Source organism: Stenotrophomonas sp. 63632_Sma (assembly GCF_056482875.1).
On record NZ_CM151220.1, the window covers coordinates 2,818,160 to 2,843,288 of the forward strand.

A 25,129-nucleotide genomic window follows, 5' to 3' on the forward strand; every position below is an offset into this window, starting at 1 on the left:
TTCGCATCGCATTCTGGATGCCGTCGTTCTCGATCAAACTTCTCGGCGTGCAGCTTCTTCAGCCGCAGGCTCTCACCCCAGACTCTCGAGTCGCTTGGTGCCAAGTGCTTTCATGCCACCAAATTTCCTCACCGCAGGTCGGAACGACGCCTTTTCACGTCCAATCCCCTTGCCATTGAGGATTGGTCTCCAATCCGCCTCGCACTCAATCCCGGGGCGATGCGAGATCCAGCATCTGATCCGCTGTCACTCATCCTTCCGCCACCACGCACCCGAGTTACGGAAGCCGATTCGCCTCTACGCCAAACGCCCGAGCCAGCGCGCAACTACCGGGCACCTCACCATTTCGACCTGCCTGACATTCAATCTTCCGGATTCTTTCCATAAAGGACTGTGCCAGGACGCCAGTCGGACGACCACAGACTCGCTATTGGATTTTTAGAATTCCTCGAAGATCGGCTCAGAGCAAGCGGAGTAGACGGCAGCACAATCGCTCCCTCCTTTCGAGGCACAGAGGCGGGAGGCAAACTCCGTGGCACTCTCGATCGTTGCACCGGTACCAAACTGCGTGGTTCCACCTGTGCCCGAGCTGGCGACAACGGCGGCCACGCATTGATTCTTATATGTAATTGTAACCTTACATCCCACTCCGCCGGATTCAGCACACTTCCTCTGCGCCTCTTCAACGGCCTCCGTCTTCCGTACCCGCCCTGTTGAGGAGCCAGAGGCGCCCGACGGCGCCAATGATATTGCGCCCCAAGTCTTGATCCATTTACCCGTCGCTCTGGGCCCACTGGTAGCTGCACCTTCGCCTCCAGGAATCGGGGCGCAACCACCGACTCCCTTCCCTCCGATCGGGTACTGCCCAGGAGGACATCGCCCCTCAGCCCGAGCCTCAAGGGCCGATGTGGCGAACATGAACACCAACGGCGCTAGCAAATGGATCATTCTCATCAGGCAACTCTCCTTACACAGACAACGCGCATCTCCGCGGGCTAAATAGGTGCCTTGGCAAATCGGCCTGTATCCGACGGCCTATCGGCAACATGTGGAGATCCAGTTGATCTACCCATCTGCCCCACGCCGCTTGCTCCATGCCCGGTGCTCCCCTTCTCTGGAGCCGGAGGCGTGTAGTAACTACCCGGCGGCTGCCCGCTCGGGCCCGGCGCCTGCGCAACCGGGCTGCCACCTATCTGCGAATATGCCATGAAGCTACCCAAGGTGCCCTGGAAGAACATGGCCGCCATTGGGGATATTCAGAATAGTGTCCGTCAGGATCAAGCCCACGCCCCCCCCCTTCTGCGCCGCGCAGCGTCATCCGCAATGCTCTTCGCCAAAGTCCTCATCGACGGGAAAGCGCCTGCGATTGAGGGCCAGATGCGTCATCATTTCTGACGCGCACGCAGCCTACTTCGAGGAGAGGTTGCTCGTCGAACGGAACTTGGCGTGTTCACCAGCGCCGTTGTTCAGAACGAATCCGACGCCAAAATTACCATGTCCCAGACGAGGGCGACCCCATACAACTGCACTCAGGTGATTAGTGACGACACCTAACCCTACCAACTAGATCAGCTGCTCCAGCTCGCCGAAAAATGAGATGGCCTGCTTTTCGGCAGGCCATCCCCATGCAAAGGCCGATTCAAGAATCTCACCTGTGATTCGACTGGCATAGCTCAGAAAGATTCAAATATTGGCTCAGCACAATCCGTGTACAACACCTTGCATTGCCCTCCACCGTTCTTCGCACAGTAGGAGAGAACCCGACTGGTCGCCTCCTCTCTTGAGCCGGCGACTGAAATAGAAACTATTCCCTTGCTGCCCGGCTCAGGGTCAGCATATGCGATGCACTGGTTCTTGTACGTTGTATCGATCTTGCAGTCTTTCGCTCCATGTGTCGCGCACCGAGCAAGCGCTTCTGAGACAGCCTCTCGCTTGGAACGCCTTCCAACGGAAGCCCCCATATCGCCCGTGCTTGCCGCCCCAGCAATGGCCCCCCAAGTCTTGATCCAACGCCCAGTAGCAATGGGGCCGCTCTGGACGCCACCGGTACCGGAGCCCGGAATAGGTGCGCATCCACCTACGCCCTGACCACCAATGGGGTACTGCCCTGGCGGACAACGCCCTTCCGCTCTCGCCTCACCCGCCACAAACAAACATAGGAGCAAGCCGACAAGAATGAGAGGAAACATGTATTTCACACTTCTACTCCGTACGCTTGGGGGCTATTGATTGCCGGGATGTGCAGCTCTGAGACCGGTTTCGGCAACCCTGGAGGATTCCGACGACGGAAGGGTTGAACGTGCGGTCGCATGTCGATCATGCGCCCCACTGTCTTGGCCGGACTGCCCCTTTTCCGGCGCGGCCGACGTGTAGTAACTACCCGGCGGCTGTCCACTAGGGCCCGGCGCCTGCGCAACCGGGCTGCCACCTATCTGCGAATATGCCATGAAGCTACCCAAGGTACCCTTGAAGAACATGGCCGCCATTGGGGATAGTCAGAATAGTGTTCGTCAGGATCAAGCCCACGCCCCCCCCTTCTGCGCCGCGCAGCGTCATCCGCAATGCTCTTCGCCAAAGTCCTCATCGACGGGAAAGCGCCTGCGATTGAGGGCCAGATGCGTCAGCATTTTTGACGCGCACGCAGCCCACTTCTTCGGGCATGGGACCGAACTCCCGAATTCAGCTTCGAGAGTTCATTTCATGATGGCCCCAGCCACTCAGATCCCTCTACCAAAGTGCGATAGGTGTTGGACGTCGGATGTGTCAACCCAGCTCCATAGAGCAATCAGAACTCTTGGAAGATTGGCTCACTGCAATCCGTGTACTTGATCGTGCACTGCCCACCGCCGTGAGCAGCACAGTACTTCAGAACCTCAGTGGAAGCGGCCTCTCTCGTTGGACCACCGGCCATTGAAATCAATCCTTTAGAGCCCGGAGCCGGATCCGCATAAGCGACGCACTGGTTTTTATACGTTATCCCTACAGAGCAATCTTTCGCACCATATGTCGCACAGCGGGACTGAGCCTCAGCGACGGCCTCGGCCTTTGATCTCTTTCCAACCGAAGCTCCCACATCACCGGTCACAACAGATCGGGATATGGCTCCCCAGGTCTTGATCCACTTACCTATCGCACGCGGCCCGGAACTCCCCTCACCCTGAGAGGCTGGAATCGGGGCACAGCCACCCGCACCCTGCCCGCCAATCGGATACTGACCTGGCGGGCAGCGCCCCTCCCCATATGCAACTAGTGGGGCAAGGAACAGGAGAATCAGCAATAGAAAATTATTCATTCTCATAAGAAACCACTCGACAGCAGATCAAGAATTTGCGCCAACTTCCCGGCGACGCATCAAGTTAACGATTCACCCCGCGAAGGCCCGTGTCGTGAATCGTTGGCGCTGAGTTCTGTGGCAAGGTCATGCGAGCTGTCCCGGCAGCCGCATCCTGACCCGCCGTCGGAGCGTCAGTACTGTTAGAGGGCTTCGGAGGAGCGTAATAGCTCCCTGCCGGTTGGCCATTCGGACCAGGCGACACAGCCCCAGCACTGCCACCTATCTGCGAATATGCCATGAAGCTACCCAAGGTGCCCTGGAAGAACATGGCCGCCATTGGGGGCGCAGTCAGAATCAGGGTCGTCAGGATCAATCCCATGCCGCCCTGCTGCATCGCCTGACTGGTCATGCCGTCGCTGGACGCGCCCATCAGCGGAAACTTGTTCACCAGCGCTGTCACCCAGAACGAGGCGGACACGCGAATCACCATCTCCAGTGCGATCGACACCATTGCCGCCAGCACCGCCATCGAGAACATGGTTCCGATGCCATAGAACAACCATCGCTGGAACAACTGCTTGGTCTGGTCGAACAGAAGGCAAAGAATGAACAACGGCCCGAATCCGATGAACAACGCCATTGCTACTTCGTAGCGCAGAAGCATTGAACCCGCAGTTACCGCTGGACCACCGGTGCCGAGGCCGATGAACCACATGGCCCGGGTCTTGTCTTCCTGCAATCCAGGGTCATTCAGAATCTTGATGCCATCAATACTGGACAGCGCCACCTGCATCCAAGCCAGACTCTTGTCGATCTGCTCTTCCGGTGCCTGGTCTTTTCCGGCTAATCAGGCATTTCTACGTTTTCAGCCAGAAACTCATAAGCGCAACCTCAGAAGGCATCAAACTCAGGCTCGGTGCATCCAGAATAAATCACTTTACAGCCATCGCTCCCCTGTTTTAAGCACGCATCCACAGCCATCTTACTCGCAGCATCAACAGATGCCGCACGCGCAAACGTGGAGCCACCAAATCTTGCATCACTGGGGGATACGAATGCTGCACATTGATTATTGAACTCCAATACCACCCTGCAATCCGTAGCCCCCCGCTGTGCGCAATTAGCAAGGGACTCCGAAGCCGCATCCCTCTTCTTTCGCTTACCGAGAGCCACGCCGACATCGCCCCCCTTCGCTAAAGCGATGGCCCCCCAAGTCTTGATCCAACGCCCTGTCGCAACAGGCGACGCTTGGCCTGCTCCAGTGGTACCACCTGGGATGGGAGCACAGCCGCCGACTCCCTGACCGCCAATTGGATACTGACCAGGAGGACACCTACCTTCTGCATTGGCCGTCTGTGGCAATTGGCAGGCAATGATTCCCACACCCAGCAGGAGTACTACACCTGAATAGACACGAATTGACTTCATTTCCGGCCTCTAGTTCGAAGCTAAGCCTTTACGACCAGTATCAGAATTGCCTGACCCAACTGTGGAGTTGCTGCCAGTGACTACGACATTGCTCCCAACTGAAGTCGATCCACCCGATTGACTGCCACCGCTCGTCGACGGCTTGTCCGGCGTGTAATAACTACCCGGCGGCTGCCCGCTCGGGCCCGGCGCCTGCGCAACCGGGCTGCCACCTATCTGCGAATATGCCATGAAGCTACCCAAGGTGCCCTGGAAGAACATGGCCGCCATTGGGGGCGCAGTCAGAATCAGGGTCGTCAGGATCAATCCCATGCCGCCCTGCTGCATCGCCTGACTGGTCATGCCGTCGCTGGACGCGCCCATCAGCGGGAACTTGTTCACCAGCGCCGTCACCCAGAACGACGCAGACACGCGAATCACCATGTCCAGCGCAATCGAGACCATGGCTGCCAATACCGCCATGGAGAACATGGTTCCAATGCCGTAGAACAGCCATCGCTGGAACAACTGCTTGGTCTGGTCGAACAGAAGGCAAAGAATGAACAATGGCCCGAATCCAATGAACAACGCCATTGCTACTTCGTAGAGCAGAAGCATTGAACCCGCAGTTACCGCTGGACCACCGGTGCCGAGGCCGATGAACCACATGGCCCGGGTCTTGTCTTCCTGCAATCCAGGGTCATTCAGAATCTTGATGCCATCAATGCTGGACAGCGCCACCTGCATCCAAGCCAGACTCTTGTCGATCTGCTCTTCCGGCTTCTGATCCTTGCCAGTGACAACGTGGGTGATCAGGCCCTTCACGTCCTCGGTCAGGAACTCATGAAGATCGCGCCCGAACATGCCCATGCTGGTGGCAACGGCCACAATCAACGCTGCCCGCGCCATGTTGGTTACCAGGACCATCATCGAGTCGCGGCTGCGGCCTGTAACGATTCGATAGCCCTGGATCAGCACCCACAAGGTCATGAGGGTCAGCGCGATGCCGCCCACCCACGCCATCATGTTGTCCATCAGGTCGAAGCCGAACTTGCCGATCCTGTCCCGCAGGTAGTCCAGGATCAGCTTGAAGAACACGAAATCGCCAATCGACTGGACACGTGCGACGTGCCCCATCAGATCCTGGAATCCGCCCGAAAAATCAAAGTTGGCAATCGACCTGATCGTCATACCCACATTCCCTTGGTAATACTGCAATCACATGAGGGGCGACGCTGACGCGCGCACCCTTGGTGCTCCATTCCATGCATCAGTCGATGGACAGCGCTGCCTTCAGCGCGGCCGTCTTGACCAGATCACTGGCAATGGTCTTCATCGGGTCGCCCTTCAACGCTGCCTGTGCGACTACCTTCTGATTGGCTTCCATCACCTCGATGTAGGCATCGTAGGCCTTCTGCTGTGCCTCGAAGGACTTTGCCTTGGCTGCCATGTCGTTCGCGGTGCGCAACGTGTCGTTCTGCGTTGCGTTGACGTTGCCGAGCAGATTGCTGACATTTCGCTGCTTCTCGATTGCATCGAGGCTATCGAAGAACGACGGCATCGTCTTGAGCATGAAGTCCACCGCATCGTTGTACTTGCGGTTCTGCATCATCCGGATGTTCACGCAGATCTGTTGCTGCTGATCTTTCCAATCGCCCTTGAAATTGAAAACGACCCGGGTCGCGAGAGTCTTCAGGTCGGTGCCGATTCCGCAGGTCTCGGCAACCAGATAATTGGGTGGCACCGGCGTCAGCGGGGCGGAATCCGGCAACCCGAAGGAATTCACGATGCCCTGGATCTGGACCATCGTCTCCTGGTACTCCTTGATCGTCTGCGCCCAGTCCCGTGCCCACTGGGTGTTCTCCTTGACGAACTGGTACTTCTCCTGGAAACGGGCCTGGTACGTATTGATCTGATTGAGGATGTGCTGCCACAGCGCAGGACCCGTTTCCTGCACCGGGCCGATGGCGCCCGCATTGGTCGCTGAGAGGGCCAAGGCAACGCCGAGCACCTTGGCCATCGGCTTGAGTACCTTGCGGGCGCTGGCCCGACGCTTGACGTTGTTCATGGGAAAACTCCTGTTGTTCTGATTGACGTCCACTTGCCTGTCTCCTGCTCGCACGGCCATCAGGCCGCGTCGGACCGGGGTTCCTTTCCCGATCCCTTCCGGTTCTTGTAGAAATCTTCCAGCCACTGCTCCGGGCTGAGCTCGTCTACAGTGACGCGATTGCGGACCGCGGCCGTCTGCAGGACCCGATGCATGACATCGATGTTGTCGGTCGAAGCCGAGATCACCGACAGGATGTCGTCCATGCCGCGCAGGTTGAGCTGGCACACGCTGGAGGCATGGCCCTGCTTGACCAGGAAGCAGCGCGAGCGCTCGTCCAGTGCAGTCACCACCCTGAACTCGGCCTCGGTCAGCTTCAGGCCGTCCATGTAGTCGCTCTTGCTGGCATTCGGGTTCGGCAGCAGGATCAGGGTAGCGGTCTGCTCGATCAGGGCGGCGGAGATATCGCTCTTCAGCGCATCTTCCGGGCTCTGCGTAGCGAAGATGCCGAGACCGTTCTGCTTACGGATGGTCTTCTGCTTGTTCTTCGCGAACTCCTTCAGGCCACCTTCGCCGTCCAGGATCTTCCAGAATTCGTCCATCACATAGATCAGCGGACGACCGTCGATCAGCGACTCCAGGCGGTGCAGCAGGTAATTGATCACCGGCACGCGCACTTCAGGATTGTCGATGATGTCGGTGTAGTCGAAGCCGATGATGTTGGCCTTGCTCAGGTCAACGGTATCGATCGGATTATCGAACACCCAGCCCAGCGAGTTGCCCGAGGTCCAGCGGCGCATGCGCGCGTAGAGGCCATCGTCGCCCATATTGGGCAGGCTCTTCTGGAAGTTGGTCATGCTGCGCAGGTGCATCGGCGTATCGAGCATGCTCTCCACCGCGCGGTAGATATCCTCTTCCTCACGGGCGCTGTACTCGCGCTTGCCGGCCAGCACCTTGATCAGGTCAGCCAGGAACTGCAGGTTGGCTTCGTTGTTCTCGCACTGGAACGGGTTGAAGCCGGTCGGTGCGCCGTTCTCCAGGGCCAGATAGTTGCCACCGCAGGCGCGCACGAAGATCTCCGCGCCGCGGTCCTTGTCGAAGAAGAAGATGGTCGGCGACGGCTCGTACTTCTGCACCTGGCTGAGCAGGAAGTTGATCAGCGCGGTTTTACCGGTACCGGACTTGCCGATCACCATGGTATTGGCGATCGCCTTCTCACCCAGCGAATTCTCCGAGGGATGGGTCGCATGGAAATTGAAGTAGTACGGCTGGCCATTGGTGGTCTGCAGCGTGGTGACGCAGTCGCCCCACGGGTTGTTGTGCTGCTTACCGGTGGCGAAGTTGTGCAGCGGCGACAGACCCAGGAAGTTCAGCGAGCTGACGTTGGCCAGTCGAGTGCGGTAGCGCCAGTTGCCCGGCAGCTGCGAATAGAAGGACGAAGTAACGGCCAGGTCTTCCTTGGTCGATACGAAACCGGCATTGGAAAGCTCGGCGCGGGTCGAGGCGACGTTCTGCGAAAGCTTGGCCTGGGTGTCGCCGTAGACCGCCATGATGAAGTGATACTCACCCAGCACGAAGTTGCCCGACGACAGCTGATCCATGGCCTGGTCGAGCTCGACGATCTGGCTGACCGCCTTGTCGCCGGAGGAGATCATCATGCCCTTGGTACGGTCGAGCACCTTCAGCGCGTCCTGGCGCCCCATCGGGCTGAACGAATGGGTGATGACGTATTCGTAGTCGAGGTACTTCAGGCCGTTGAGGATGCCCGGGTAAGTCCCCTCGGCATACTCCTTGATGTTCAGAATGGCGCCGTAGTGATTGGCACCGTTGGGAGTATTGATCGCAAAATCGCCCGTCTTGGCCGAGAACATGTGGCGACTGACCGGCAGGTAATCCTTGATCGGTGCCGACAGCACCGGCACCGGCTCGTCGATGCGATTGATCAGGTAACCGAACAGCTCCAGCGTTTCCGAGAACACCACGCCATTCTTGGCTTCGTACATACCCAGGCGATACGGCGCGTAGTCGCGGATCACGGCCTCGACGTTGCCGGCCAGTTCCATCAACTTCTCTACCGCCTGCTCCTGCTCGGCGCGCAGCTTCTCCACGTTCGCCGACTTTTCGACGAAGCGTTTGCCCGCCACCACCGGGCGATAGATCATGGTCAGGTACAGCTCGTTCTGCATGATGCGCTGCGAGGACAGCATGCCCATGTACTGGTCGGAAACGTCCTGGTTGAAGCGCTGCCTGTAGTTGCTCTTGCCCTTCAACGTGCGACGGCGACGGATGTCGTGCACCCAGAAGGCTACGTTGACAAAGTCAGGCGCGCGCAACGTCTGCAGCAGACGGTTGAACGTATTGTGGCGATGCTCGAGCTCCCACTCCTCTCGGCCGACAAACGGCAGCCCTTCCAGATGCCAGGTCAGCAGGTAGTCGCCGCCCGTGGTCTTGACCACGTTCGGGGCGACATGCGACGACAACGGGATGAACTCACTGATGGAGGTGTCAGGGCTGAACATACGACTGCTTCCAAAGAGGTACTGCCAAGAAGTTTCAAGAGACCTGGCGGGCGCGGATGCCCGCCAGGCCGGATCCGGACCTCAATCCATTCGGGCCGGCTTGTTGCGGTAATGGTTGGGGTTGAGCACCCACATGCCATCGTGCTCCTGCACGTTGCGCACCTTCAGCTTGAACATCAGGCGCAGGCCCAGCAGACGGAAGATCATCTCGTCACGCTTGGCCATGTGCCGCATGATGAAGACCGCCACCGGAATGGTGAGCAGGAACCAGAAGTTCGTGTACATGCTGAGCAGCAACAGCCCGCCTGCCACCATGAAGAATGGCAGGTAGGGAACGCCCAGGAACATCGCTGGACGCGTGCAGCCGCGGAACACGACGTTCTTATGCACTGTAGTACTGGATCACGTGGTTGATCAGGTAGGAGGTGCTGGTGCCACCACCGCACTTGCCGTCGCTGCCATCACCCAGCAGCATGCGCGCGATCTGGCCTGCGGCGCCGATCAGCACGCCACCGATCAGGATCGGGGCGACGTCAGCGATGCGCTTGTGCGCGAAGGCGATCTGGTAACCAGCGAAGATCACCGCGATGGTGACCACGGCGATCGAGGCGATGTTCAGCAGGCCGTTGATGTTGTTGAAGAAGCTGCAGACCTTCTTGTCGGTGCCGCCAAAGTCGGTGGCGCCGTTGGCGAAGACTTGCGGGGCAAACAGTGCGCCGACGAACAGAGTGGCCATCAGCAGGGTCTTCAGCGTGCGCTGGGCCTGGACGAGGTCGAGATTGGATCGCTTCATGGATTGATTTCCTTGTTGATGGACTAACACAACTGAATCGACCAGCCGGGGGACTGGCCGTACCACGACTTCGTCAGAACACGAAGGCCGCATCCCCTGCGGGAATCTGCTGCACCGGTGCGGACTGTGCCGGTGCGTTATATGAACTGCCATTGCCGGCCACTGGCTGATTGCGCTCATTCCAGGGCCGCAACATCACAGGGCCCTCGTTGCTGCCACCTGCAGCACCTGGCAACTGCTGCGGCATGGCCATCGCCTGCGCCGGACCCTGCTGAGGCAGCTGCTGCGGCATGCCACCGGCCTGTTGCTGCGGATAGGCGGCCCCTTGGGTGGGCTGCGCCTGCGGCTGCATCATCCGATCCACCGAGCCCAGTACCACTTTGGAAAGCGCCTGGTCGGCGATGTTCAGCAGGCTGCCCCGCGCCATTGCACCGGTGGACGGATACACGACATACGCACGTGCCGGGTCTTCCGACGGCACGTACACCGGGCCACTCGCCTGCGCAACGATGCGCGCCTGCGCCGGCGAAGCGAGCTGCGGGTGATGCTCGACCTTCACGCTGCGGCGTTCACCGCGACTCACCACGTCGATCGGTGCAACACCATTGCTGGCAAGCTGCTGCCCGCGGCGCATCGAGTCATAGACCTTCTGCACATAGCCATGGCGGAAGCCGGTCTCGAAATTGCCCGAGTAGTAGCAACTGAATGACTTGCCCCAGTCACCACCGGAGCGCTTGTAGCACTCGGCGAGGATCCGAGAACCCGCTTGCAGGTTCGGGCATTGCTGGAAAGCCTTCTCGTAGGAATCCAGGCCGTACTTGCCGAGGTTATAGCGGTTGACCTGGGCCAGCCCGATGGAGAAGTTGTAGCCTTTCTCTTCCAGCATCCGAACCGTCGCCAGTGCCTCGTCCAGCGCCTTGGGCTGGCGCACCAGAGCGCCACCGACTACGCCGATGGCATAAGGGTTGCGTGACGATTCAACGTTGATGACGTGCTGCATCACGTCCATCGACACCGCCATCTCCGGGCACGCCATCATCTCCAGTCCTGGCAGCATCCTTCAGCCCTCCTGCCCCTGGGCACGCCCAGGATTGAAATCGATACCGGTGATGTAGCGCGAACCGGCGTGCGCTTTGATATGCACGACGATGTCGATGGTCATCATCAACAGTCGCTTGATCACGTTGAACTCCAGGCCCGAACCTTCGGTGGAGGCCTTCACCATGAGGGCCAACTGGTCCCAGGTCTGCTCCGGACTGCCTGCATGGCAGCTGGTGATCGAACCCGGGTGGCCCGATGCGCAGTTGCGGATGAAGTAGAACGCCTCGTCACCGCGCAGCTCGGCCAGGATGATGCGCTCGGGCTTCATGCGCAGGCAGGCTTCCATGCAGCTCTTGGCACTGACATTGCTGGTGCTCTGCCCACCCTTGGAGTACAGCAGGTGCACCACATTGGGTTGGGTCAGAAACAGCTCGCGCGCGTCCTCGATCGTGACCAGGCGTTCGTTGTCCGGAATATGATTGACCAGCGCTTTCATGAAGGTGGTCTTGCCGCTACCGGTCGCACCGGATACCACGATGTTCTTGCGGTACATCACCGCACGCCGGAAGAACTCGGCGTACTCGCGCGAATGGCGCAGCTCCAGCAGCTCGCGATCCTGCTCGCTGATGCTGCCATCGCTTTCCAGGATCTGGTTGAAGAACCCATCTTCGTGATACTGGCTGAGCGACTTGGTGTGCTTGGACGGCAGACGGATGGTGATCGACACCTTGCCTGCATCGCACGCCGGCGGAATCACGAACTGGGCACGCTGGCCGGTGGGAAACGTGAGCGAGACCACCGGATCGGCATCGGTGATGCGCTGGCCGGTGTTGCTCTCGTTCACCACCGCCGTGCAGAACTGCCGGGCCCGCTCGAAGGTCAGGCTCGGCACATCCACCCGCTGCCACCCCGCCCGGGTTTCCAGGTACAGCTCACCGGGACGGTTGATGCAGATTTCCGTCACTTCCGGGGAAGTCATGTACTCGGCGATGCCCAGCACTTCGTACTGATAGCGCAGGAAATCGCTGGAGACGAGGGCAAGGGGTGACACTTCAGCGTCCATGATCGTTCGTTGGGTTACCGGCGAGGATGCAGCACGCTCGTGAAGTCGACGTCCTTGGCGACGTACACATTCACGATGGTGCCTTGGTTGATGGTCACGGTCGGCGGGCGACGTTGGCTGAGCGACTCGTTGGCCAGGCGTTCCATGGTGCGCGCGGTGGCGCTCTCATAGGGCGACTGGATGGTCATGCCGTTGTTGGCCACCGTGGTGGTCTCCGGGCCATGTTCGGCGGCGGCGTACTTGAACGCGTCGGCCAACAAGCTGATCATCAGCGCCGAGGCGATACGACTACCCCAGTGCGCGCTGTACTGGCCCGGATGACCGGCGCCACCCAGCTGATCCACGCCCGGGCTGGACATGGCCACGTCAATACCGTTCGGCGTGGTGATGCGGTCCCAGATCACTTCCACCCGCTTGCCGGTAGGACCACCGCCATAGGCGCCATAGATCTTGGAGCCCTTCGGCAGCAGCAGATTGCGGCCGTTGATCGAGTACACCGGCTCTGTCACCAGGCACGAGGTGTAGCCCGCGATGTCAGTGATGATGCGGGTTTCCAGTACACAGCGCAGATAGGTTCCTCGCACCAGCAGCGCATCGGGACTGCGGATGTAGCTGGCATTGGACACGTCATCCACGTCGGGGCCACGACGCACGCGCGCTGGCGCTGCATTCTGCTGCCCGTTCATCTGCTGCAGCATTGCCCGAGTGTATTCGTCCATGCCCGCCTGCTGCGAGCGCTCCTCATCCTGTGAACTGCCATTGCCAACGAAACCGTCGGCACTGGCACCCATCCGACGTTCGGCAAGCGTCGGACCACGAGGGCCCGCGGAGCGATCTTCCAACGTCACTGGCGGCTCAGGGCGACTCGGCCCCAATGGAGGCGGCGGCAACATCGGAATCGGATCAACGGGCTGCATTGCCTGCGCCGGACCCGGATCGGTCTGGACAGCATCCGGCAGTGTTGGCGTGCTCGCGCGCGCAACATCCGGCACCTTCGGCGCATCGTCCTTGTCTTGGCCCTTGCGGAACAGCAGGAAGCCCATGGCAACAAGCAGCACCACGATACCGCCCAGGAACAGCAGCGCCTTGCGGTTCAATCGCTGCTCTTCAGCCGAGCGCAGCTGCGGCGCGGCCGCGTCCAGATCCGGTGCAGGCTCAGCCTGGGTCGTGCCGAAGTACGGATTCGTCTGCGCCTCCGGAGCAGCCTGTGCACCGTACGGACTCTGGCTCTCGTCGCGTCCGTTGTTCGGGTCGTTTCCGGGAGTGTTCTGCTGGCTCATTTCTTCACGTTCCTTCGCAGGCCGACGACGAAGTCGCCGTGGCGGATGACCAGGTACGGGTAGGTCCCGTGCACGATCAGCGTATTGCCTTCAACCGTGGTGTTGACCACGAAGTCTTCACCGTATTCCGTTTCACGACCGAACACGGCCGGGAAGATGCCGGTCTTGTACTCCGGCGAATTCGGTAGTTTCAGGTAGGTGAAACGGCTGTCGTCGTAGGCGTTGACCGGGATCAGCCAGCCCATCTTCTTCGCCTTGCTGGTCGAATAGGAGTAGTTGAAGTTGTACTGGCGGTCCTTGGCCAGTTCAGAGCTCAACAGCGGCTGCGCCTCCTCTTCCACCGCTTCCTGCGCGACGCCGAACACGGTGTCGTTCGGGTAGGTGAAGGCGATCTTGTACTGCACGCCAGCACGACGGGCCTGTTCCAGCTGGCGCCAGTCAGTGGCCACCACCTTGAGCTCGAAGATGTAGGAATGGGTCTCGGTGCGCACCATCATGTTGGTGTCGACGTCGACGTTCTTCGGCTTGAGATAGAACACGTTCTCGCGACGGGTCAGTTCCCAGCCGCTGCTGAAGCCGGTGCTGTAGTCGAGGATCTTCTCGTTCGGGCTCAACTCGATCTGGGTGGTCAGGCCCAGGCCGGTGCGAACCGGATAGATGCGGTCCTTCTCGTACTCGTAATGGTCCACCGCCTGCGCCATCGCCGCTGCTGAAAACAACAGCGACAACATCGACAGCAGCGCCAGTGCGCTTCCCCTGATATTTCGACTACTCATCGGTTGCTTGCTCCATCAGCAGTTCCGGTGGAATTGTTCTGCGCCGGCCTCATGGCCGGCTGTCCGGGCATGGCCTGCCCCGGCATTGCTTGCCCCTGCACCGGCTGACCCGGCATGGGCTGCCCCTGTACGGGCTGACCCGGCATCGGCTGGCCCGGCGTCGGGCCATTGGCCGGGACGGCGACCGGCTGGCCGGTGGCCGGATCGATCATCGTGGCCGCGGCCGGGTTGTTGGGATCGTAGACACCCTGGGCCTGCTGCGCGGCCTGTGCAGCCTGCTGCGCCTGCGCCTGCATGGCGCCGTCATCCGGCACCGGGACGCCACGGGAATAGTCGTTGTCGACGCGATACTCGGTGACCTGGAAGGCCAGCGGATTGAGGATGCGATCCTGCTCGGACAGCGCCAGGTTCTGGTTGTAGCCGAAGCGCATCGTCACCAGCTGGTTGTCCAGGTAGGTGGCAACGCCAGTGCGCTTGTCCAGCAGGCTGCGCTGGATGCGCACCGAAGCGCCGCGGAAGCTGCCGTTCGCTTCGGCGCCCAGCGGCGTGATGCTGAGGATCTTGACCCGGATGGCACGTTCGCGGCCATACATGACGAACGGGTTCTGCGGGTTGTTGCCGGCATAGCGCACGCGCATGGACTGCGCCACCGGATCGGTGGACATCACGAACACCAGTTCCCAATCGCGCAGGCCCATCACCGCCGAGTCGTACGACTCGCGCGCCAGTACGTACTGGGCCACATTGCTGCGATTGATCGCTTCGTTGCTGGTAATCGTCTCGCCCTGGAAGGTCCCGCTCAGGCGTGCGACCGTCGCGGTACCCGTGTACGCATCGGCCATCACCAGGAACGGCACCTTCTCCTTCAGCGGCAGCATGTAGTAGTAGCCGCCCGCCAGTGCGAGCGACATCAGCAACGAGCCCGTGGCGACCCACCAGGCACGGCGCTCGCTGCGACGCGCCATGTCGGCCACGGTGATCTCGTAGCTGACCGCCTTGGCGACCGACTGCTCGACCTTGGGACTGTTGCCGGGATCCTTCTTGCGGAACATGGATTCTTCCGTACTGCTGAAACATCAATGGGCATGGAGCCCCTGCGACAGGCGCGCGGGGAGCGGCACGTTCGATGGTTTCGAGGTGGACTCAGGTGCCGCTGTTGGAATCAGCGCCCTGCGCCGACGCGGTGGGCGTCGAGCCTGCGCTCTGCACAACGATCTGGTTGCCAACAATGGAGACGGAGATGCCTTGCGCCGAATACGCCGAAGTCAGATCGATCACGGCCTGCTGCGCATTGGTGGTGTCGATCTTCGAGACCGCGCCATACAGCGTGAAGTCCGAGCTGAGGCGGTAGTCCAGTGTTCGTCCGGAATCCTTGGCCCAGCGCTCGAGCATGGCTTTGAGCGTGCCATCCATCGGCGAGGCCTGGTAGACGTAGCTGGAATACAGCGGGATCTCGGTCGTCGCCACGGCAAAGCGGTTGACCGGCTTCCAGCGCCCACCGAAATCGGGGGCGGACTTGGTGGCACACCCTGCCACCATCAGCGCCGCAACTGCGGCGATGGAGATTTTCGCGATAAACGCCTGATTCATACGGGCTTCACTTTGACGTACGAAAAAGCAGTCCCGAGCGTTGGTTCCCTGGCCGTCCGGCGCTGCATGGCGCACGCCGGAATCGGGGAGACGCGCTGGCATGCAGCACACCTGCCCCGGCTCCCCTGCAGCCCGAAAGCTGCCAACCAGGTCGCGGGGCCGCCAGACGTTGCCGACGACACACCCGCACACCCTCACCAACGTCGAAACCATCCTTGTTTCCATGGCACAAACTCCTGGCCACCCTGCGTTACAACTTTTGCCATCCAGCACACACTTCTGGATGACGCACACAGAGTTACACAACCACGCGTCAATTCCATGTCAGACAAGTCTGAAAATCTATGAACAGATGCCGAATTTTTGACTCAGCTCACGCTTTCACGTCGGTGAATATGAATCTACGTCACAAATTTAGCGACGTGAATTAGACGTTAAGCATCGGAACGTCGACCTTCGGCAGCAGCCGCGATGTGAAATAGCGATCCTTGTAATAGCGGATCTTGTCGCACTTCACCGGATGCGGTATGCCCTCGTAGAGGAATACTTCCTTGTCCGGCCCCATCGCCTTCAGCTCCTGCGGCAGCATCAGTGCACGCCGCTCTTCGGTGAAGTTGTGGGTCTTCTCACGGGCATGGGTGACGTTCTTCTTGCGGACGGTGGTGTAGCCCAGCATGTCCGAGTAGTCGTTGGCGTCCTGCTGCTCGCGCGGCGCGTACAGGATCTGCAGTGCGTGGTTGGTGATGATCGTGCGTGACACTTCCCGGCCGTAGGTGGCATCAAGCTGGGACATGCTCTGGATGATCGGCAGCAGGCGGATGTTGTAACCGGCCATGTAGGACACCGCCGAGGCGATGATCTCGACCTTGCCGATGGAGGTGAATTCGTCCATCAACAGCAGGCACTGGTACTTCAGGTCCGGGTTGGACTTGGGCAGTTCCTTGGTGTTGAGGTTGATCAACTGGCTGAAGAACAGGTTGATGATCAATCGGCTCTCGGCCAGCTTGTTGGGCTGGATGCCGATATAGATGGTCATCTTCTTCCTGCGCACATCGGTCAGCAGGAAGTCGTTGCTGCTGGTGGCCTTGTCCAGCACCGGATTGATCCAGGGATTGAGCGGCTCCTTGAAGGTGCCCAGGATCGAGGCGAAGGTCTCGTCGGCCTGGGACAGCATGTTGGCGAACGCCGAACGCGCGTTGGCGCTGAGGAACGACCGCTCCGACAATGCCTTGAGGTACTTCTTCAGATCGGTGCCGTCCCCCGACGACAACCGGTAGACAGCGCCCAGCGTGGGCGTGCCCGAGCCGCCCGGGAAACCGCTGCTGCGCTCGTCGTCCCAGTTTTCGAACAGATACAGGGTGAAGGCCATGAACGCGTTGCGCGCCTGGCTGACCCAGAATTTCTGGTCCTCGGCCCCGTCCGGATACAACATCGCGGCGATGCTCATCAGGTCCGAGACACGGAACGCCGGGTCATCGGAAACATAGCTGAGCGGGTTCCAGCGGTGCGTGCGCCGATCTTCGGCGAAAGGATTGAACAGGTAGATCTCCTGCCCTTGACTGGCACGCCAGCCACTGGTCAGGTCGAAGTTCTCCTGCTTGATGTCCAGCACCACCAGCGATTCGCCGTACTCCAGCAGGTTCGGGATGACGACGCCTACGCCCTTACCTGAACGGGTGGGCGCTGCAAGGATCACGAACTGCTGGCCGTCCAGCCGCACCAGCTTGCCGCCATGGCTGCCAACCACGATGCTCTGGCCGGTCTTCTTGAACATGCCGTGCTTGGACAGGTCGGCGCCGGTGGCAAAGCGCGCGTCGCCGTGCAACGAGCGCTTGTCCTTCTTCAGCAGCAGCACCAGGCCGGTCACCAGCAGGACCAACAGCGGCAGGCCGAAGCCGAGATAGCCGGCCCACTTGATCTTGCCCACGAACGGCGCGACCTGCGGCTGGCCAATGGCGTGGTAATACTGGTAGTACGTGTTCCAGGTGAACAGCTTGGTGTCCAGCCCCAGCAACAACAGGGTCAGGTAACCGGAAAACACGAAACCAAGCAGCAGGGTCGCCAGCGTGATGATGGCGATGAGCAGATACTTCTTACTGGGCAACACCCGGATCCTCCATGATGCGCACAAGGGCGCGACGGCCTAGCGGCGGCGCCAGCGCGACGCCTTCTTCCGCAGGTGGTTTTCGTTCTCCAGCCCGGGCTCTTCGCCCTCTTCACGCACCAGTGCCTGCAGGCGTTGGCGCGCTTCGGCCAGCGACATCAGGTCGGTCAGACGATCCCCATCGTCGGCGACGACCGCATGGCCGACCACATCGCCCGGAGCGTACACCGGCGCGTAGGACACCGCTACCAGCTGATAGCGGCCGCGCGTCTCCAGCACATGCCTGAATTCCTGCATCGACATCCTCCTTGTTCCAGCACTCCGCAGCCCCTGTGTTTCGCATCATGCCGACGTCCATGTCGTCATTACATGCAGGACGCCGACAACAATGCGCCGAACCTGCTTTCGTACCGAGCCCGTGCCCGGCTTGCCGCAACCCCACGGATCAAACGCTGATTTACCCCCAGCGTGGCTGCTGCTGTTGCGGTGCAGCAGTACAATGCACGGCTGCCCGCCCCCATCGCGCCCCCGCATGAGCCCCAACTCTTCCCTGGCTGCGCGGCTGACGCCCCGTCAGCGCACCCTGATCATCCTTGCCCTGTCCCTGGGCGGCTTCGCCATCGGTACCAGCGAGTTCGCCAGCATGGGCCTGATGCTGGAGATCAGCCGTGGCCTGTCGATCTCCGAAACCCAGGTCGGCCACCTGATCAGCGCCTATGCCATCGGCGTGGTCGTCGGTGCGCCGATTCTCGCCTTCGTCGGCGCCAGCTTCCCGCGCCGCAAGCTGCTGCTGGCGCTGATGGGCTTCTATGCTGTCGGCAACCTGGCCAGCGCACTGGCACCGAACTACGGCACGATGCTGATCGCACGTTTCGTTGCCGGCTTGCCGCATGGCGCCTACTTCGGCGTGGCGATGCTGGTGGCCGCCGCAATCAGTCCGGCCGGCCAGCGCGGCCAGGCGATGTCGCGCGTACTGCTGGGCCTGTCGATCGCGATCCTGGTCGGCAATCCGCTGACCACCTGGCTGGGCCAGCAGCTGAGCTGGCGCACCGCCTTTGCCCTGGTCAGCGTGCTGGCCATCGCCACCGTGGCGATGATCGCGCGCTTCCTGCTGCCGGACCCGGACGAGGTGCGCACCTCGCCGATGCGCGAACTGCGTGCCTTCAACACCCCCCAGGTGTGGCTGGCGCTGGCGATCGGCGCGGTCGGTTTCGCCGGCATGTTCTGTGTGTTCACCTACCTGGCGCCGACCCTGGTGCAGGTCACCGGCGTGGCCGAATCGTGGATGCCGCTGGCGGTGGGCGTGTTCGGCATCGGCGCCATCATCGGCAACATCGCCGGTGGCTGGCTGGTCGACAGGTTCCACTTCAAGGCCGCTGCGGTGGTGCTGCTGTGGTCGATCGTGATGCTGCTGCTGTATCCGCTGGCCGCGCAATCGGTGTGGACCATCGGCCCGATGATCATCACCGTCGGCACCATGGGTGCGCTGGCGGCAGTGCTGCAGACCCGCCTGATGGACGTGGCCGGCGAAGCCCAGACCCTGGCCGCCGCCTCCAACCATGCCGCCTTCAATACCGCCAACGCGCTCGGCCCGTGGCTGGGTGGCATGGCGATCAGCGCCGGCTTCAGCCCGGCCAGCACCGGCTACGTCGGTGCGGCCACCGCCATCGGCGGCCTGCTGCTGTGGTGCGTGGCGGTGATGCTGGACAAGAAGCGCAAGAGCGCCGTCGCCGGCAGCCTCTGAACATCGCGCCGGATCGTCATTCGCTGCCCGTGCGGCGGCGGCGATCCGGCCGCAGCAACGCGGTATCGCCGGCCGCCAGGGTCGTCCGCGCCAGCTCACCACGCTTCACCCGGTCCAGCACCCGCTGCGAATTGGCCGCGCAATCGATGCCCTCCGGCCGCGCCTGGATATCTTCGATCAGGGCCAGCAGGTGCGCACGGCTCTCTGACAGCCGCAACTGCAGCGCTTCGATGTCGGCCACCTTCTGCTGCAGCATCGTGATCAGTACCTCGTGCTGCCACTGGCCCATGTCCGGCGGCAACAGCGCGCGGATCTCTTCCAGGCTGAAACCGGCGCGCTGCGCACCGGTGATCAGTTCCAGCAGCAGCACCGCCTGCTCCGGATAATCGCGGTAGCCGTTGGCCTGGCGCTGGACCACCAACAACCCGGCCTCTTCGTAGAAGCGGATGCGCGACGCTGTCAGGCCCGTGCGGCGGGCCAGCTCACCGATCTTCATCTGCCTGAATCCTCGACATGGAAGCCTGTTGACCTTCAATCAAACTTGAAGGTTAGCGTAGCCCCATTCCCCTGTCCTGGAGCTGTCCGATGTCGCTGTTCTCGCCCCTGGCACTGCCCTCCGGTGCCGTCATCCGCAACCGCATCGCCAAGGCGGCGATGGAGGAAAACATGGCCGACGCTGACCACGCTCCGTCCGAAGCGCTACTGCAGTTGTACCAGCGCTGGGCCGACGGCAGCGCCGGACTGATCATCACCGGCAACGTGATGGTCGATGGGCGCGCCATGACTGGGCCCGGCGGCGTGGTACTGGAGGATGACCGCCACCTCGACCGCTTCACTGCCTGGGCGGACACTGCCCGCTCGCGGGGTGCGCAGATGTGGATGCAGATCAATCACCCGGGGCGGCAGATGCCGGCCGCACTCGGTCAACCCGCGCTCGCGCCGTCGGCCGTTGCATTGCAGATGGGCGCGCTGTCCAAGCAGTTCGCACCGCCGAAGGCGATGACCGAGGACGACATCGACTCGGTGATCGCGCGCTTCATCCGCAGTGCCGAACTGGCCGAGCGTGCCGGTTTCAGTGGCGTGGAGATCCATGCCGCGCACGGCTACCTGCTCAGCCAGTTCCTGTCACCGCTGTCGAACCGGCGCGAGGACCACTGGGGCGGCAGCCTGGAAAACCGTGCGCGCTTGCTGCTGGAGATCGTGCAGGGTGTACGCGCGTCGGTGGCGCCCACATTCGTGGTGGCGGTGAAGCTCAACTCCGCCGATTTCCAGCGCGGCGGTTTCTCGCCCGAGGATGCGCGCGCCGTGGTGGAGATGCTGGCCCCCCTCGGTGTGGATCTGGTCGAGCTGTCCGGCGGCAGCTATGAAGCACCGGCCATGACCGGCGCCGCACGCGACGATCGCAGCGTGGCCCGCGAAGCGTACTTCCTCGAATTCGCACGCGAGATCGCCACGGTGGCAACGATGCCGTTGATGGTCACCGGCGGCATCCGCCGCCGCGAGGTGGCAGAACAGGTGCTGGCCAGCGGCGTGGCTATGGTCGGCATCGCCACCGCCCTGGCGATCGAGCCGGATCTGCCACAGCAATGGCAGCAGGGCCGCGACCCGGCGCCGACGCTGCGCAACATCAACTGGCGCAGCAAGCCGCTGGCGGCCAGCGCGCACATGGCCGCAGTGAAGTATCAGCTGGGCCGGTTGAGCCGGCGCCACCCCACCGCACCCACGGTTTCACCGGTATGGGCACTGCTGCTGGCACAGGCGGCCACAAAGTGCCGGACCCGCCGCTACAGGCGCTGGATCAGTGCCCGCGCCATCGCACATTGAGCCGCGCGGTCTTCTCATCGCTGCAGCGATGCGCCACCATCTGCAGGATCGGCGGCGGTCCGCCGCCGGACGTAGCACGCAGAAGGAACCACCGTGGCAGCAGGATCAAACAGGAACCGCGAAAAGCTGCTCGATGACCTGCTCTCGCTGGGCCGCAACTGGGCACTTGCCATCGCCATCGCCGGTGCCGGGGCTGCCGTCCATTACAACGAATCGGTCTACGAGGCCGGGCTCTGGCGCGGCCTGTTGCCCACGCTCTGCTTCCTGGTCGCGATCATCTGGATCGTGCTCAGCATCATCCGTTTCGACCTGACCATCCAGCAGCACTTCGAGCGCAAGCTGTCGCGCTGGCTCAGCCGCCTGCTGTATGTCGTGCTGCTCGGCACCGGCATCACGGCTGTGTTCTTCGTCACCGAGCTGGCAGAGAACAACCATATTGCGCGGATGTGCGACTCGGTAGCCAACGAACCCGGCAGCCGCATCCACAGGTCGGCCGAATGCCAGCGCCTGTATCAGCACCGCGCTGCCTACCGGCAACGGTTGGAATCGGCCGAGGGTGAGTTCGACTGAGGCCTGCATCGGCCCTGCATCGCGTGCGCGAAAAACACATGGCGTGGATATGTGATCGGGCACAGTGGCTGCGCCTCCCTTGCAGCAAACGAACGCCGCCGACATGCGCCACCCGCCCGCCCCTGCCCGTCACGATGCCATCGCTCTGCAGGCTGGCGTGCTCGGCAGTGTGCTGGGCGTGACGCTGTTCAAGGCGATCGCACTGTCAGCGCTGGCGAGTGGCTCTTTGATGGTGATCGGGCTGTGGCTGCTGGCCTGCGCGCTGCTGGCTGCCTGGGCACTGGCCGCCTGCCTGGCCTGCCTTGCGCTCAGCCGGCGCGTATTCGTGCTGATGCTGGCGCTGAGCATGATGCTGATGATCTGCGTCGCCTGACAGCAGCAGGCGCCGGACTATCGCGCTTCTGTTATAGAATAACAAGTGTGATTGGTCGGATTGTCTGCGCCCGGTGTCACGGATTTGAATTCCATGGCCAGCCCGGCACCACCCGAGACCCTCCCATGAACCTGCAGCCCCTGCTCCGCACCACCCTCGTCGCCATCACTCTGGCCTCGCTCAGCGCCTGTGCAACCTATGACGACAGCAACATGCATCAGGCCTGCCAGGAGTCGCCGCATCTGAAGGACCTGCCGCGCGAAGTGGCTGCCCGCGAGAGCCGCTGCAACAAGAGCATGGAAGTGTGGTCGAGCGAGCGCAAGGGCAGTGACAGGCCGATCGACCTGAGCGGCAAGAAGAAGGATCTGTAACCGCACCCGGCGCAGCCCACATCGGCTGCGCCTCCGCCCTGTACGTCAGTCAGCCTCCGGCAGTCCGAACCCGCGCTGCAACGCTTGGCGCAACCCTGCCTGATCACCTCCCGCATCGCAGGCCCACGCGACAATTCCATCGGGCCTCACCAGTACCGCCCCCAGGCCGAGCGCATCGTCCACCGCCGAGGCAATGCGGGTGAACGGCTGTCGCCAACGGTCGACGGGATTGTACGAAGCGCCGTTCTCATCGAGCACAAGCAACACCCCCTGCCCCGTCCTCAGCACCTCTCCCATGCGGCGGCCATCGGCCAGCAGGAAATCCGGCACGCTGCGACCGGCCAATGGATGGCCATCGCCCAGATCGAGCTGTTGCGACACGCCCCAGACCCGTTCGGCCAGATAGGTGGCGCCATCGCGGGTGCCGGCCAGATCGGCCATGACCGCCGCCAACGCGCGCGAACCGGCTCCAGGACGCATCAGCGCAACCTGCGCGCGCGACCAGTCCAGTACGTTGGCGCCAATTGGATGCCGTTCCGCGTGATAGCTGTCCAGCAGCGCCACGTCAGCGTCACCGCGTATCACGCTGGCCAGTTTCCAGCCCAGGTTCATCGCATCGCCGATGCCCAGATTCAGGCCCTGCCCTCCCAACGGGGAATGCACGTGCGCAGCGTCGCCTGCCAGCAGCACGCGGCCGTTGCGATAGGCGCTGGCCTGGCGCGCACCGTCGGTCCAGGTGCTGTGCAGATGCAGCGCGGTGATGGTCACGTCGCGGGCAGACACACGTCGCAGCAGCGATTGCGCTTCATCCAGCGCGAGAGGTTTTCGATGCCCGGCACCGCCATCGAAATCGGCAAGCGCGAGCACACCGGGGGGATTGAAATTGCACATGCCCTGCGCGGTGTACTGACGGCCCGGGGTCAGCACGCCGGGATCTTCCAGATCGACCTGCAGCGAATGACCGGTGAATTCGGGATCCGTGCCGATGAAACTGAAACCGCATTGCTTGCGCACTGTGCTGCGGCCTCCATCGCAACCTACCAGCCAGCGACCACGTACCGCCCCGTCAGCGGTCTCGATCTCCACTTCGGTTGCACAGGCGCGCACCGCCTGTACCGCACGCCCGCGTTCGATGCGCACGCCCAGCGTGGTCGCACGTTCGGCCAAGACCGTTTCCAGGGCCTGCAGCTCCACCGCCATCTGGCTGCCCACCGGCGACGGCAGGCGCCAGGTCCACCGCGTGCGGTCGACGTCGTCCAAGGCAAACGGTATTCCGGCGAAGTGGCCGCCCAGCGCCCGCGGCTGCGCGAGCCAATGGGCGGTGCCGGGCGGCGGCGCCCCCTTCTCGGGCTTGAGCACCTGTGTCGCGGCGACCGCGTCCAACAGGCCGCGCCGATCCAATGCCTCCAGCGTAGGGGCGTTCAAGCCGCGCAGCCCGAATGGCAAGCGCTTCAACGGCGAACCGGCGGATCTGGCCTGTTCCAGCACCAGCACTGAACACCCGGCCTGCGCCAGTTCACAGGACAGGAACAGGCCCACCGGGCCAGCACCGGCAATGACGACGTCGTACAGCATGGGGAATCCTTGTGAGCGCCGGGTCGGCGCTCTGGCGGGTCAAATGTTACACTCGGTGTACGTTTCCACAAGTGAACCGCCCATGACCCCGCCTCCAGGTCGTCGCGAACAACGCAAGGCCGAGACCCGACAAGCGATTTCGGACGTCGCCACCGAGCTGATCATCCGGCGTGGCTTCGAGGCCGTCTCCATGTCCGAAATCGCCGAAGCCGCGGGCGTCTCACGCAAGACGGTCTTCAACTACTTCGCCAGCAAGGAAGACCTGGTGTTCGATCGCGATGAGGAGGCGCGCATGCTGCTGCGCGAGGGCATGATGGCGCGCAGCGGCATGACCCCGCTGGCGGCCTTCCAGTCACTGGTGCGCGAGTTGCTGGAGGCTGGCCATCCGCTGCTGCGCATCAATGCCGGCGCTGCCGCCTTCTGGGGCACCGTGGCGGAGAGCCCGGTACTGGTCGCGCACGCGCGACGGCTGCAGGCGCAGTTGACTGACGACCTGGCGCGATTGATGGCCGACGCTGCCGGCCGGCCAGAACATGACGCCGAAGCGCGATTGGGCGCGGCCATGCTGCTGGCGTCGATGGTGGCGGCCTATGAGAAGGGATTGGCAAGCCAACTGCAGGGCGAGGACCCGCGTGAGGCCATGCTGCAGCTGATCGTGCGTGGCGCCACCGGGGTACTGGTGGCCTTGGCGGGCAGCCCGTATACGGACCCCGGCGCGCGTCCATAACGCATTCGGGGGATAGGTCACGAAGTGTTGCAAATGCTAATCTTTCTCATT

General features: G+C 62.0%; 25 protein-coding genes and 1 pseudogene. 6 read left to right on the forward strand and 20 right to left on the reverse strand.

The window, feature by feature from the left end; translation table 11 throughout:
• Positions 1-438: 438 nt before the first annotated feature.
• The 18 genes and pseudogenes from ACZK45_RS13110 to ACZK45_RS13195 form a co-directional block, all read right to left on the reverse strand.
• Positions 439-954, reverse strand: coding sequence for a DUF4189 domain-containing protein (locus tag ACZK45_RS13110; RefSeq protein WP_164080294.1), 516 nt, complete (start codon positions 952-954; stop codon positions 439-441).
• 719 nt (positions 955-1,673) lie between these two features.
• On the reverse strand, positions 1,674-2,189 hold the full coding sequence (locus ACZK45_RS13115; protein WP_263010118.1) for a DUF4189 domain-containing protein: 516 nt from the start codon (positions 2,187-2,189) through the stop codon (positions 1,674-1,676).
• A 596-nt stretch (positions 2,190-2,785) separates the two neighbouring features.
• The gene (locus ACZK45_RS13120) at positions 2,786-3,298 is read right to left on the reverse strand and encodes a DUF4189 domain-containing protein (RefSeq protein WP_182266333.1); all 513 of its coding nucleotides are present in this window, start codon (positions 3,296-3,298) and stop codon (positions 2,786-2,788) included.
• Between the two features lie 58 nt (positions 3,299-3,356).
• A pseudogene (locus ACZK45_RS13125) lies at positions 3,357-4,121 on the reverse strand (type IV secretion system protein); the annotation flags it as partial.
• Positions 4,122-4,165: 44 nt separating this feature from the next.
• Positions 4,166-4,702, reverse strand: a complete 537-nt coding sequence (locus ACZK45_RS13130; RefSeq protein WP_253144250.1) for a DUF4189 domain-containing protein — start codon at positions 4,700-4,702, stop codon at positions 4,166-4,168.
• Between the two features lie 9 nt (positions 4,703-4,711).
• Positions 4,712-5,872: a TrbL/VirB6 family protein gene (locus ACZK45_RS13135; protein WP_253144252.1), complete on the reverse strand. Its 1,161-nt coding sequence runs from the start codon at positions 5,870-5,872 to the stop codon at positions 4,712-4,714.
• 79 nt (positions 5,873-5,951) lie between these two features.
• Complete coding sequence (locus ACZK45_RS13140) at positions 5,952-6,749, reverse strand: hypothetical protein (RefSeq protein WP_049398226.1); 798 nt, start codon at positions 6,747-6,749, stop codon at positions 5,952-5,954.
• 59 nt (positions 6,750-6,808) lie between these two features.
• Entirely contained in the window at positions 6,809-9,247 is a 2,439-nt protein-coding gene (locus ACZK45_RS13145) for a VirB4 family type IV secretion/conjugal transfer ATPase (protein ID WP_032129524.1), read from the reverse strand.
• Positions 9,248-9,328: 81 nt separating this feature from the next.
• Positions 9,329-9,637, reverse strand: coding sequence for a VirB3 family type IV secretion system protein (locus tag ACZK45_RS13150; protein ID WP_006374695.1), 309 nt, complete (start codon positions 9,635-9,637; stop codon positions 9,329-9,331).
• The gene (locus ACZK45_RS13155; protein ID WP_006374697.1) at positions 9,630-10,040 is read right to left on the reverse strand and encodes a TrbC/VirB2 family protein; all 411 of its coding nucleotides are present in this window, start codon (positions 10,038-10,040) and stop codon (positions 9,630-9,632) included. Before ACZK45_RS13155 ends, ACZK45_RS13150 begins: the two co-directional genes overlap by 8 nt.
• A gap of 73 nt (positions 10,041-10,113) precedes the next feature.
• The gene (locus ACZK45_RS13160) at positions 10,114-11,097 is read right to left on the reverse strand and encodes a lytic transglycosylase domain-containing protein (protein WP_071227599.1); all 984 of its coding nucleotides are present in this window, start codon (positions 11,095-11,097) and stop codon (positions 10,114-10,116) included.
• Positions 11,098-11,100: 3 nt separating this feature from the next.
• The gene (virB11, locus tag ACZK45_RS13165; protein WP_014037650.1) at positions 11,101-12,144 is read right to left on the reverse strand and encodes a P-type DNA transfer ATPase VirB11; all 1,044 of its coding nucleotides are present in this window, start codon (positions 12,142-12,144) and stop codon (positions 11,101-11,103) included.
• A gap of 14 nt (positions 12,145-12,158) precedes the next feature.
• Complete coding sequence (locus ACZK45_RS13170; RefSeq protein ID WP_032129527.1) at positions 12,159-13,424, reverse strand: TrbI/VirB10 family protein; 1,266 nt, start codon at positions 13,422-13,424, stop codon at positions 12,159-12,161.
• Positions 13,421-14,200, reverse strand: a complete 780-nt coding sequence (locus tag ACZK45_RS13175; protein ID WP_006374751.1) for a TrbG/VirB9 family P-type conjugative transfer protein — start codon at positions 14,198-14,200, stop codon at positions 13,421-13,423. Before ACZK45_RS13175 ends, ACZK45_RS13170 begins: the two co-directional genes overlap by 4 nt.
• Positions 14,197-15,252: a VirB8 family type IV secretion system protein gene (locus ACZK45_RS13180; RefSeq protein WP_032129528.1), complete on the reverse strand. Its 1,056-nt coding sequence runs from the start codon at positions 15,250-15,252 to the stop codon at positions 14,197-14,199. The genes ACZK45_RS13175 and ACZK45_RS13180 overlap by 4 nt, the downstream gene beginning before the upstream one ends.
• Before the next feature lie 91 nt (positions 15,253-15,343).
• Positions 15,344-15,790 (reverse strand): hypothetical protein, encoded by a 447-nt coding sequence (locus ACZK45_RS13185; protein WP_032129529.1) that lies wholly within the window; start codon positions 15,788-15,790, stop codon positions 15,344-15,346.
• 427 nt (positions 15,791-16,217) lie between these two features.
• Positions 16,218-17,897, reverse strand: coding sequence for a type IV secretory system conjugative DNA transfer family protein (locus tag ACZK45_RS13190; RefSeq protein WP_125893913.1), 1,680 nt, complete (start codon positions 17,895-17,897; stop codon positions 16,218-16,220).
• Between the two features lie 36 nt (positions 17,898-17,933).
• Positions 17,934-18,191, reverse strand: a complete 258-nt coding sequence (locus ACZK45_RS13195) for a hypothetical protein (RefSeq protein ID WP_006374755.1) — start codon at positions 18,189-18,191, stop codon at positions 17,934-17,936.
• 235 nt (positions 18,192-18,426) lie between these two features.
• Here ACZK45_RS13195 and ACZK45_RS13200 point away from each other — a divergent pair, with 235 nt between their 5' ends.
• Entirely contained in the window at positions 18,427-19,638 is a 1,212-nt protein-coding gene (locus ACZK45_RS13200) for an MFS transporter (RefSeq protein WP_125893911.1), read from the forward strand.
• Between the two features lie 16 nt (positions 19,639-19,654).
• On the opposite strand, the gene ACZK45_RS13205 is transcribed toward ACZK45_RS13200, so the two are convergent.
• The gene (locus ACZK45_RS13205; RefSeq protein ID WP_478444801.1) at positions 19,655-20,134 is read right to left on the reverse strand and encodes a MerR family transcriptional regulator; all 480 of its coding nucleotides are present in this window, start codon (positions 20,132-20,134) and stop codon (positions 19,655-19,657) included.
• Between the two features lie 89 nt (positions 20,135-20,223).
• On the opposite strand from ACZK45_RS13205, the gene ACZK45_RS13210 reads away from it, so the two are divergent.
• The 4 genes from ACZK45_RS13210 to ACZK45_RS13225 all read left to right on the forward strand — a co-directional run bounded on the left by ACZK45_RS13210 (position 20,224) and on the right by ACZK45_RS13225 (position 22,776).
• A complete protein-coding gene (locus ACZK45_RS13210; RefSeq protein ID WP_478444802.1) occupies positions 20,224-21,462 on the forward strand; it encodes an NADH:flavin oxidoreductase/NADH oxidase family protein in 1,239 nt (412 codons plus the stop codon).
• 93 nt (positions 21,463-21,555) lie between these two features.
• Entirely contained in the window at positions 21,556-22,032 is a 477-nt protein-coding gene (locus ACZK45_RS13215) for a hypothetical protein (RefSeq protein WP_253144259.1), read from the forward strand.
• Positions 22,033-22,135: 103 nt separating this feature from the next.
• A complete protein-coding gene (locus ACZK45_RS13220; RefSeq protein WP_032128601.1) occupies positions 22,136-22,405 on the forward strand; it encodes a hypothetical protein in 270 nt (89 codons plus the stop codon).
• A gap of 125 nt (positions 22,406-22,530) precedes the next feature.
• Positions 22,531-22,776 (forward strand): hypothetical protein, encoded by a 246-nt coding sequence (locus ACZK45_RS13225; protein WP_049398237.1) that lies wholly within the window; start codon positions 22,531-22,533, stop codon positions 22,774-22,776.
• Positions 22,777-22,821: 45 nt separating this feature from the next.
• Here the strand turns inward: ACZK45_RS13225 and ACZK45_RS13230 are convergent, their stop codons facing one another.
• On the reverse strand, positions 22,822-24,351 hold the full coding sequence (locus tag ACZK45_RS13230) for an FAD-dependent monooxygenase (RefSeq protein ID WP_285302529.1): 1,530 nt from the start codon (positions 24,349-24,351) through the stop codon (positions 22,822-22,824).
• 82 nt (positions 24,352-24,433) lie between these two features.
• Between ACZK45_RS13230 and ACZK45_RS13235 the strand changes: the two genes are divergently transcribed.
• Entirely contained in the window at positions 24,434-25,078 is a 645-nt protein-coding gene (locus ACZK45_RS13235) for a TetR/AcrR family transcriptional regulator (protein WP_478444803.1), read from the forward strand.
• Positions 25,079-25,129 lie beyond the last annotated feature (51 nt).

Bases quoted from the DNA above. Each gene is read 5' to 3' on its own strand.
- ACZK45_RS13195 (WP_006374755.1), bottom strand. From the start codon at position 18,191: ATGCAGGAATTCAGGCATGTGCTGGAGACGCGCGGCCGCTATCAGCTG.
- ACZK45_RS13140 (WP_049398226.1), bottom strand. From the start codon at position 6,749: ATGAACAACGTCAAGCGTCGGGCCAGCGCCCGCAAGGTACTCAAGCCG.
- ACZK45_RS13200 (WP_125893911.1), top strand. From the start codon at position 18,427: ATGAGCCCCAACTCTTCCCTGGCTGCGCGGCTGACGCCCCGTCAGCGC.
- ACZK45_RS13185 (WP_032129529.1), bottom strand. From the start codon at position 15,790: ATGAATCAGGCGTTTATCGCGAAAATCTCCATCGCCGCAGTTGCGGCG.
- ACZK45_RS13160 (WP_071227599.1), bottom strand. From the start codon at position 11,097: ATGCTGCCAGGACTGGAGATGATGGCGTGCCCGGAGATGGCGGTGTCG.
- ACZK45_RS13225 (WP_049398237.1), top strand. From the start codon at position 22,531: ATGAACCTGCAGCCCCTGCTCCGCACCACCCTCGTCGCCATCACTCTG.
- ACZK45_RS13110 (WP_164080294.1), bottom strand. From the start codon at position 954: ATGAGAATGATCCATTTGCTAGCGCCGTTGGTGTTCATGTTCGCCACA.
- virB11 (WP_014037650.1), bottom strand. From the start codon at position 12,144: ATGGACGCTGAAGTGTCACCCCTTGCCCTCGTCTCCAGCGATTTCCTG.
- ACZK45_RS13120 (WP_182266333.1), bottom strand. From the start codon at position 3,298: ATGAGAATGAATAATTTTCTATTGCTGATTCTCCTGTTCCTTGCCCCA.
- ACZK45_RS13135 (WP_253144252.1), bottom strand. From the start codon at position 5,872: ATGACGATCAGGTCGATTGCCAACTTTGATTTTTCGGGCGGATTCCAG.
- ACZK45_RS13145 (WP_032129524.1), bottom strand. From the start codon at position 9,247: ATGTTCAGCCCTGACACCTCCATCAGTGAGTTCATCCCGTTGTCGTCG.
- ACZK45_RS13115 (WP_263010118.1), bottom strand. From the start codon at position 2,189: ATGTTTCCTCTCATTCTTGTCGGCTTGCTCCTATGTTTGTTTGTGGCG.
- ACZK45_RS13170 (WP_032129527.1), bottom strand. From the start codon at position 13,424: ATGAGCCAGCAGAACACTCCCGGAAACGACCCGAACAACGGACGCGAC.
- ACZK45_RS13205 (WP_478444801.1), bottom strand. From the start codon at position 20,134: ATGAAGATCGGTGAGCTGGCCCGCCGCACGGGCCTGACAGCGTCGCGC.
- ACZK45_RS13175 (WP_006374751.1), bottom strand. From the start codon at position 14,200: ATGAGTAGTCGAAATATCAGGGGAAGCGCACTGGCGCTGCTGTCGATG.
- ACZK45_RS13220 (WP_032128601.1), top strand. From the start codon at position 22,136: ATGCGCCACCCGCCCGCCCCTGCCCGTCACGATGCCATCGCTCTGCAG.
- ACZK45_RS13180 (WP_032129528.1), bottom strand. From the start codon at position 15,252: ATGTTCCGCAAGAAGGATCCCGGCAACAGTCCCAAGGTCGAGCAGTCG.
- ACZK45_RS13155 (WP_006374697.1), bottom strand. From the start codon at position 10,040: ATGAAGCGATCCAATCTCGACCTCGTCCAGGCCCAGCGCACGCTGAAG.
- ACZK45_RS13210 (WP_478444802.1), top strand. From the start codon at position 20,224: ATGTCGCTGTTCTCGCCCCTGGCACTGCCCTCCGGTGCCGTCATCCGC.
- ACZK45_RS13230 (WP_285302529.1), bottom strand. From the start codon at position 24,351: ATGCTGTACGACGTCGTCATTGCCGGTGCTGGCCCGGTGGGCCTGTTC.
- ACZK45_RS13235 (WP_478444803.1), top strand. From the start codon at position 24,434: ATGACCCCGCCTCCAGGTCGTCGCGAACAACGCAAGGCCGAGACCCGA.
- ACZK45_RS13130 (WP_253144250.1), bottom strand. From the start codon at position 4,702: ATGAAGTCAATTCGTGTCTATTCAGGTGTAGTACTCCTGCTGGGTGTG.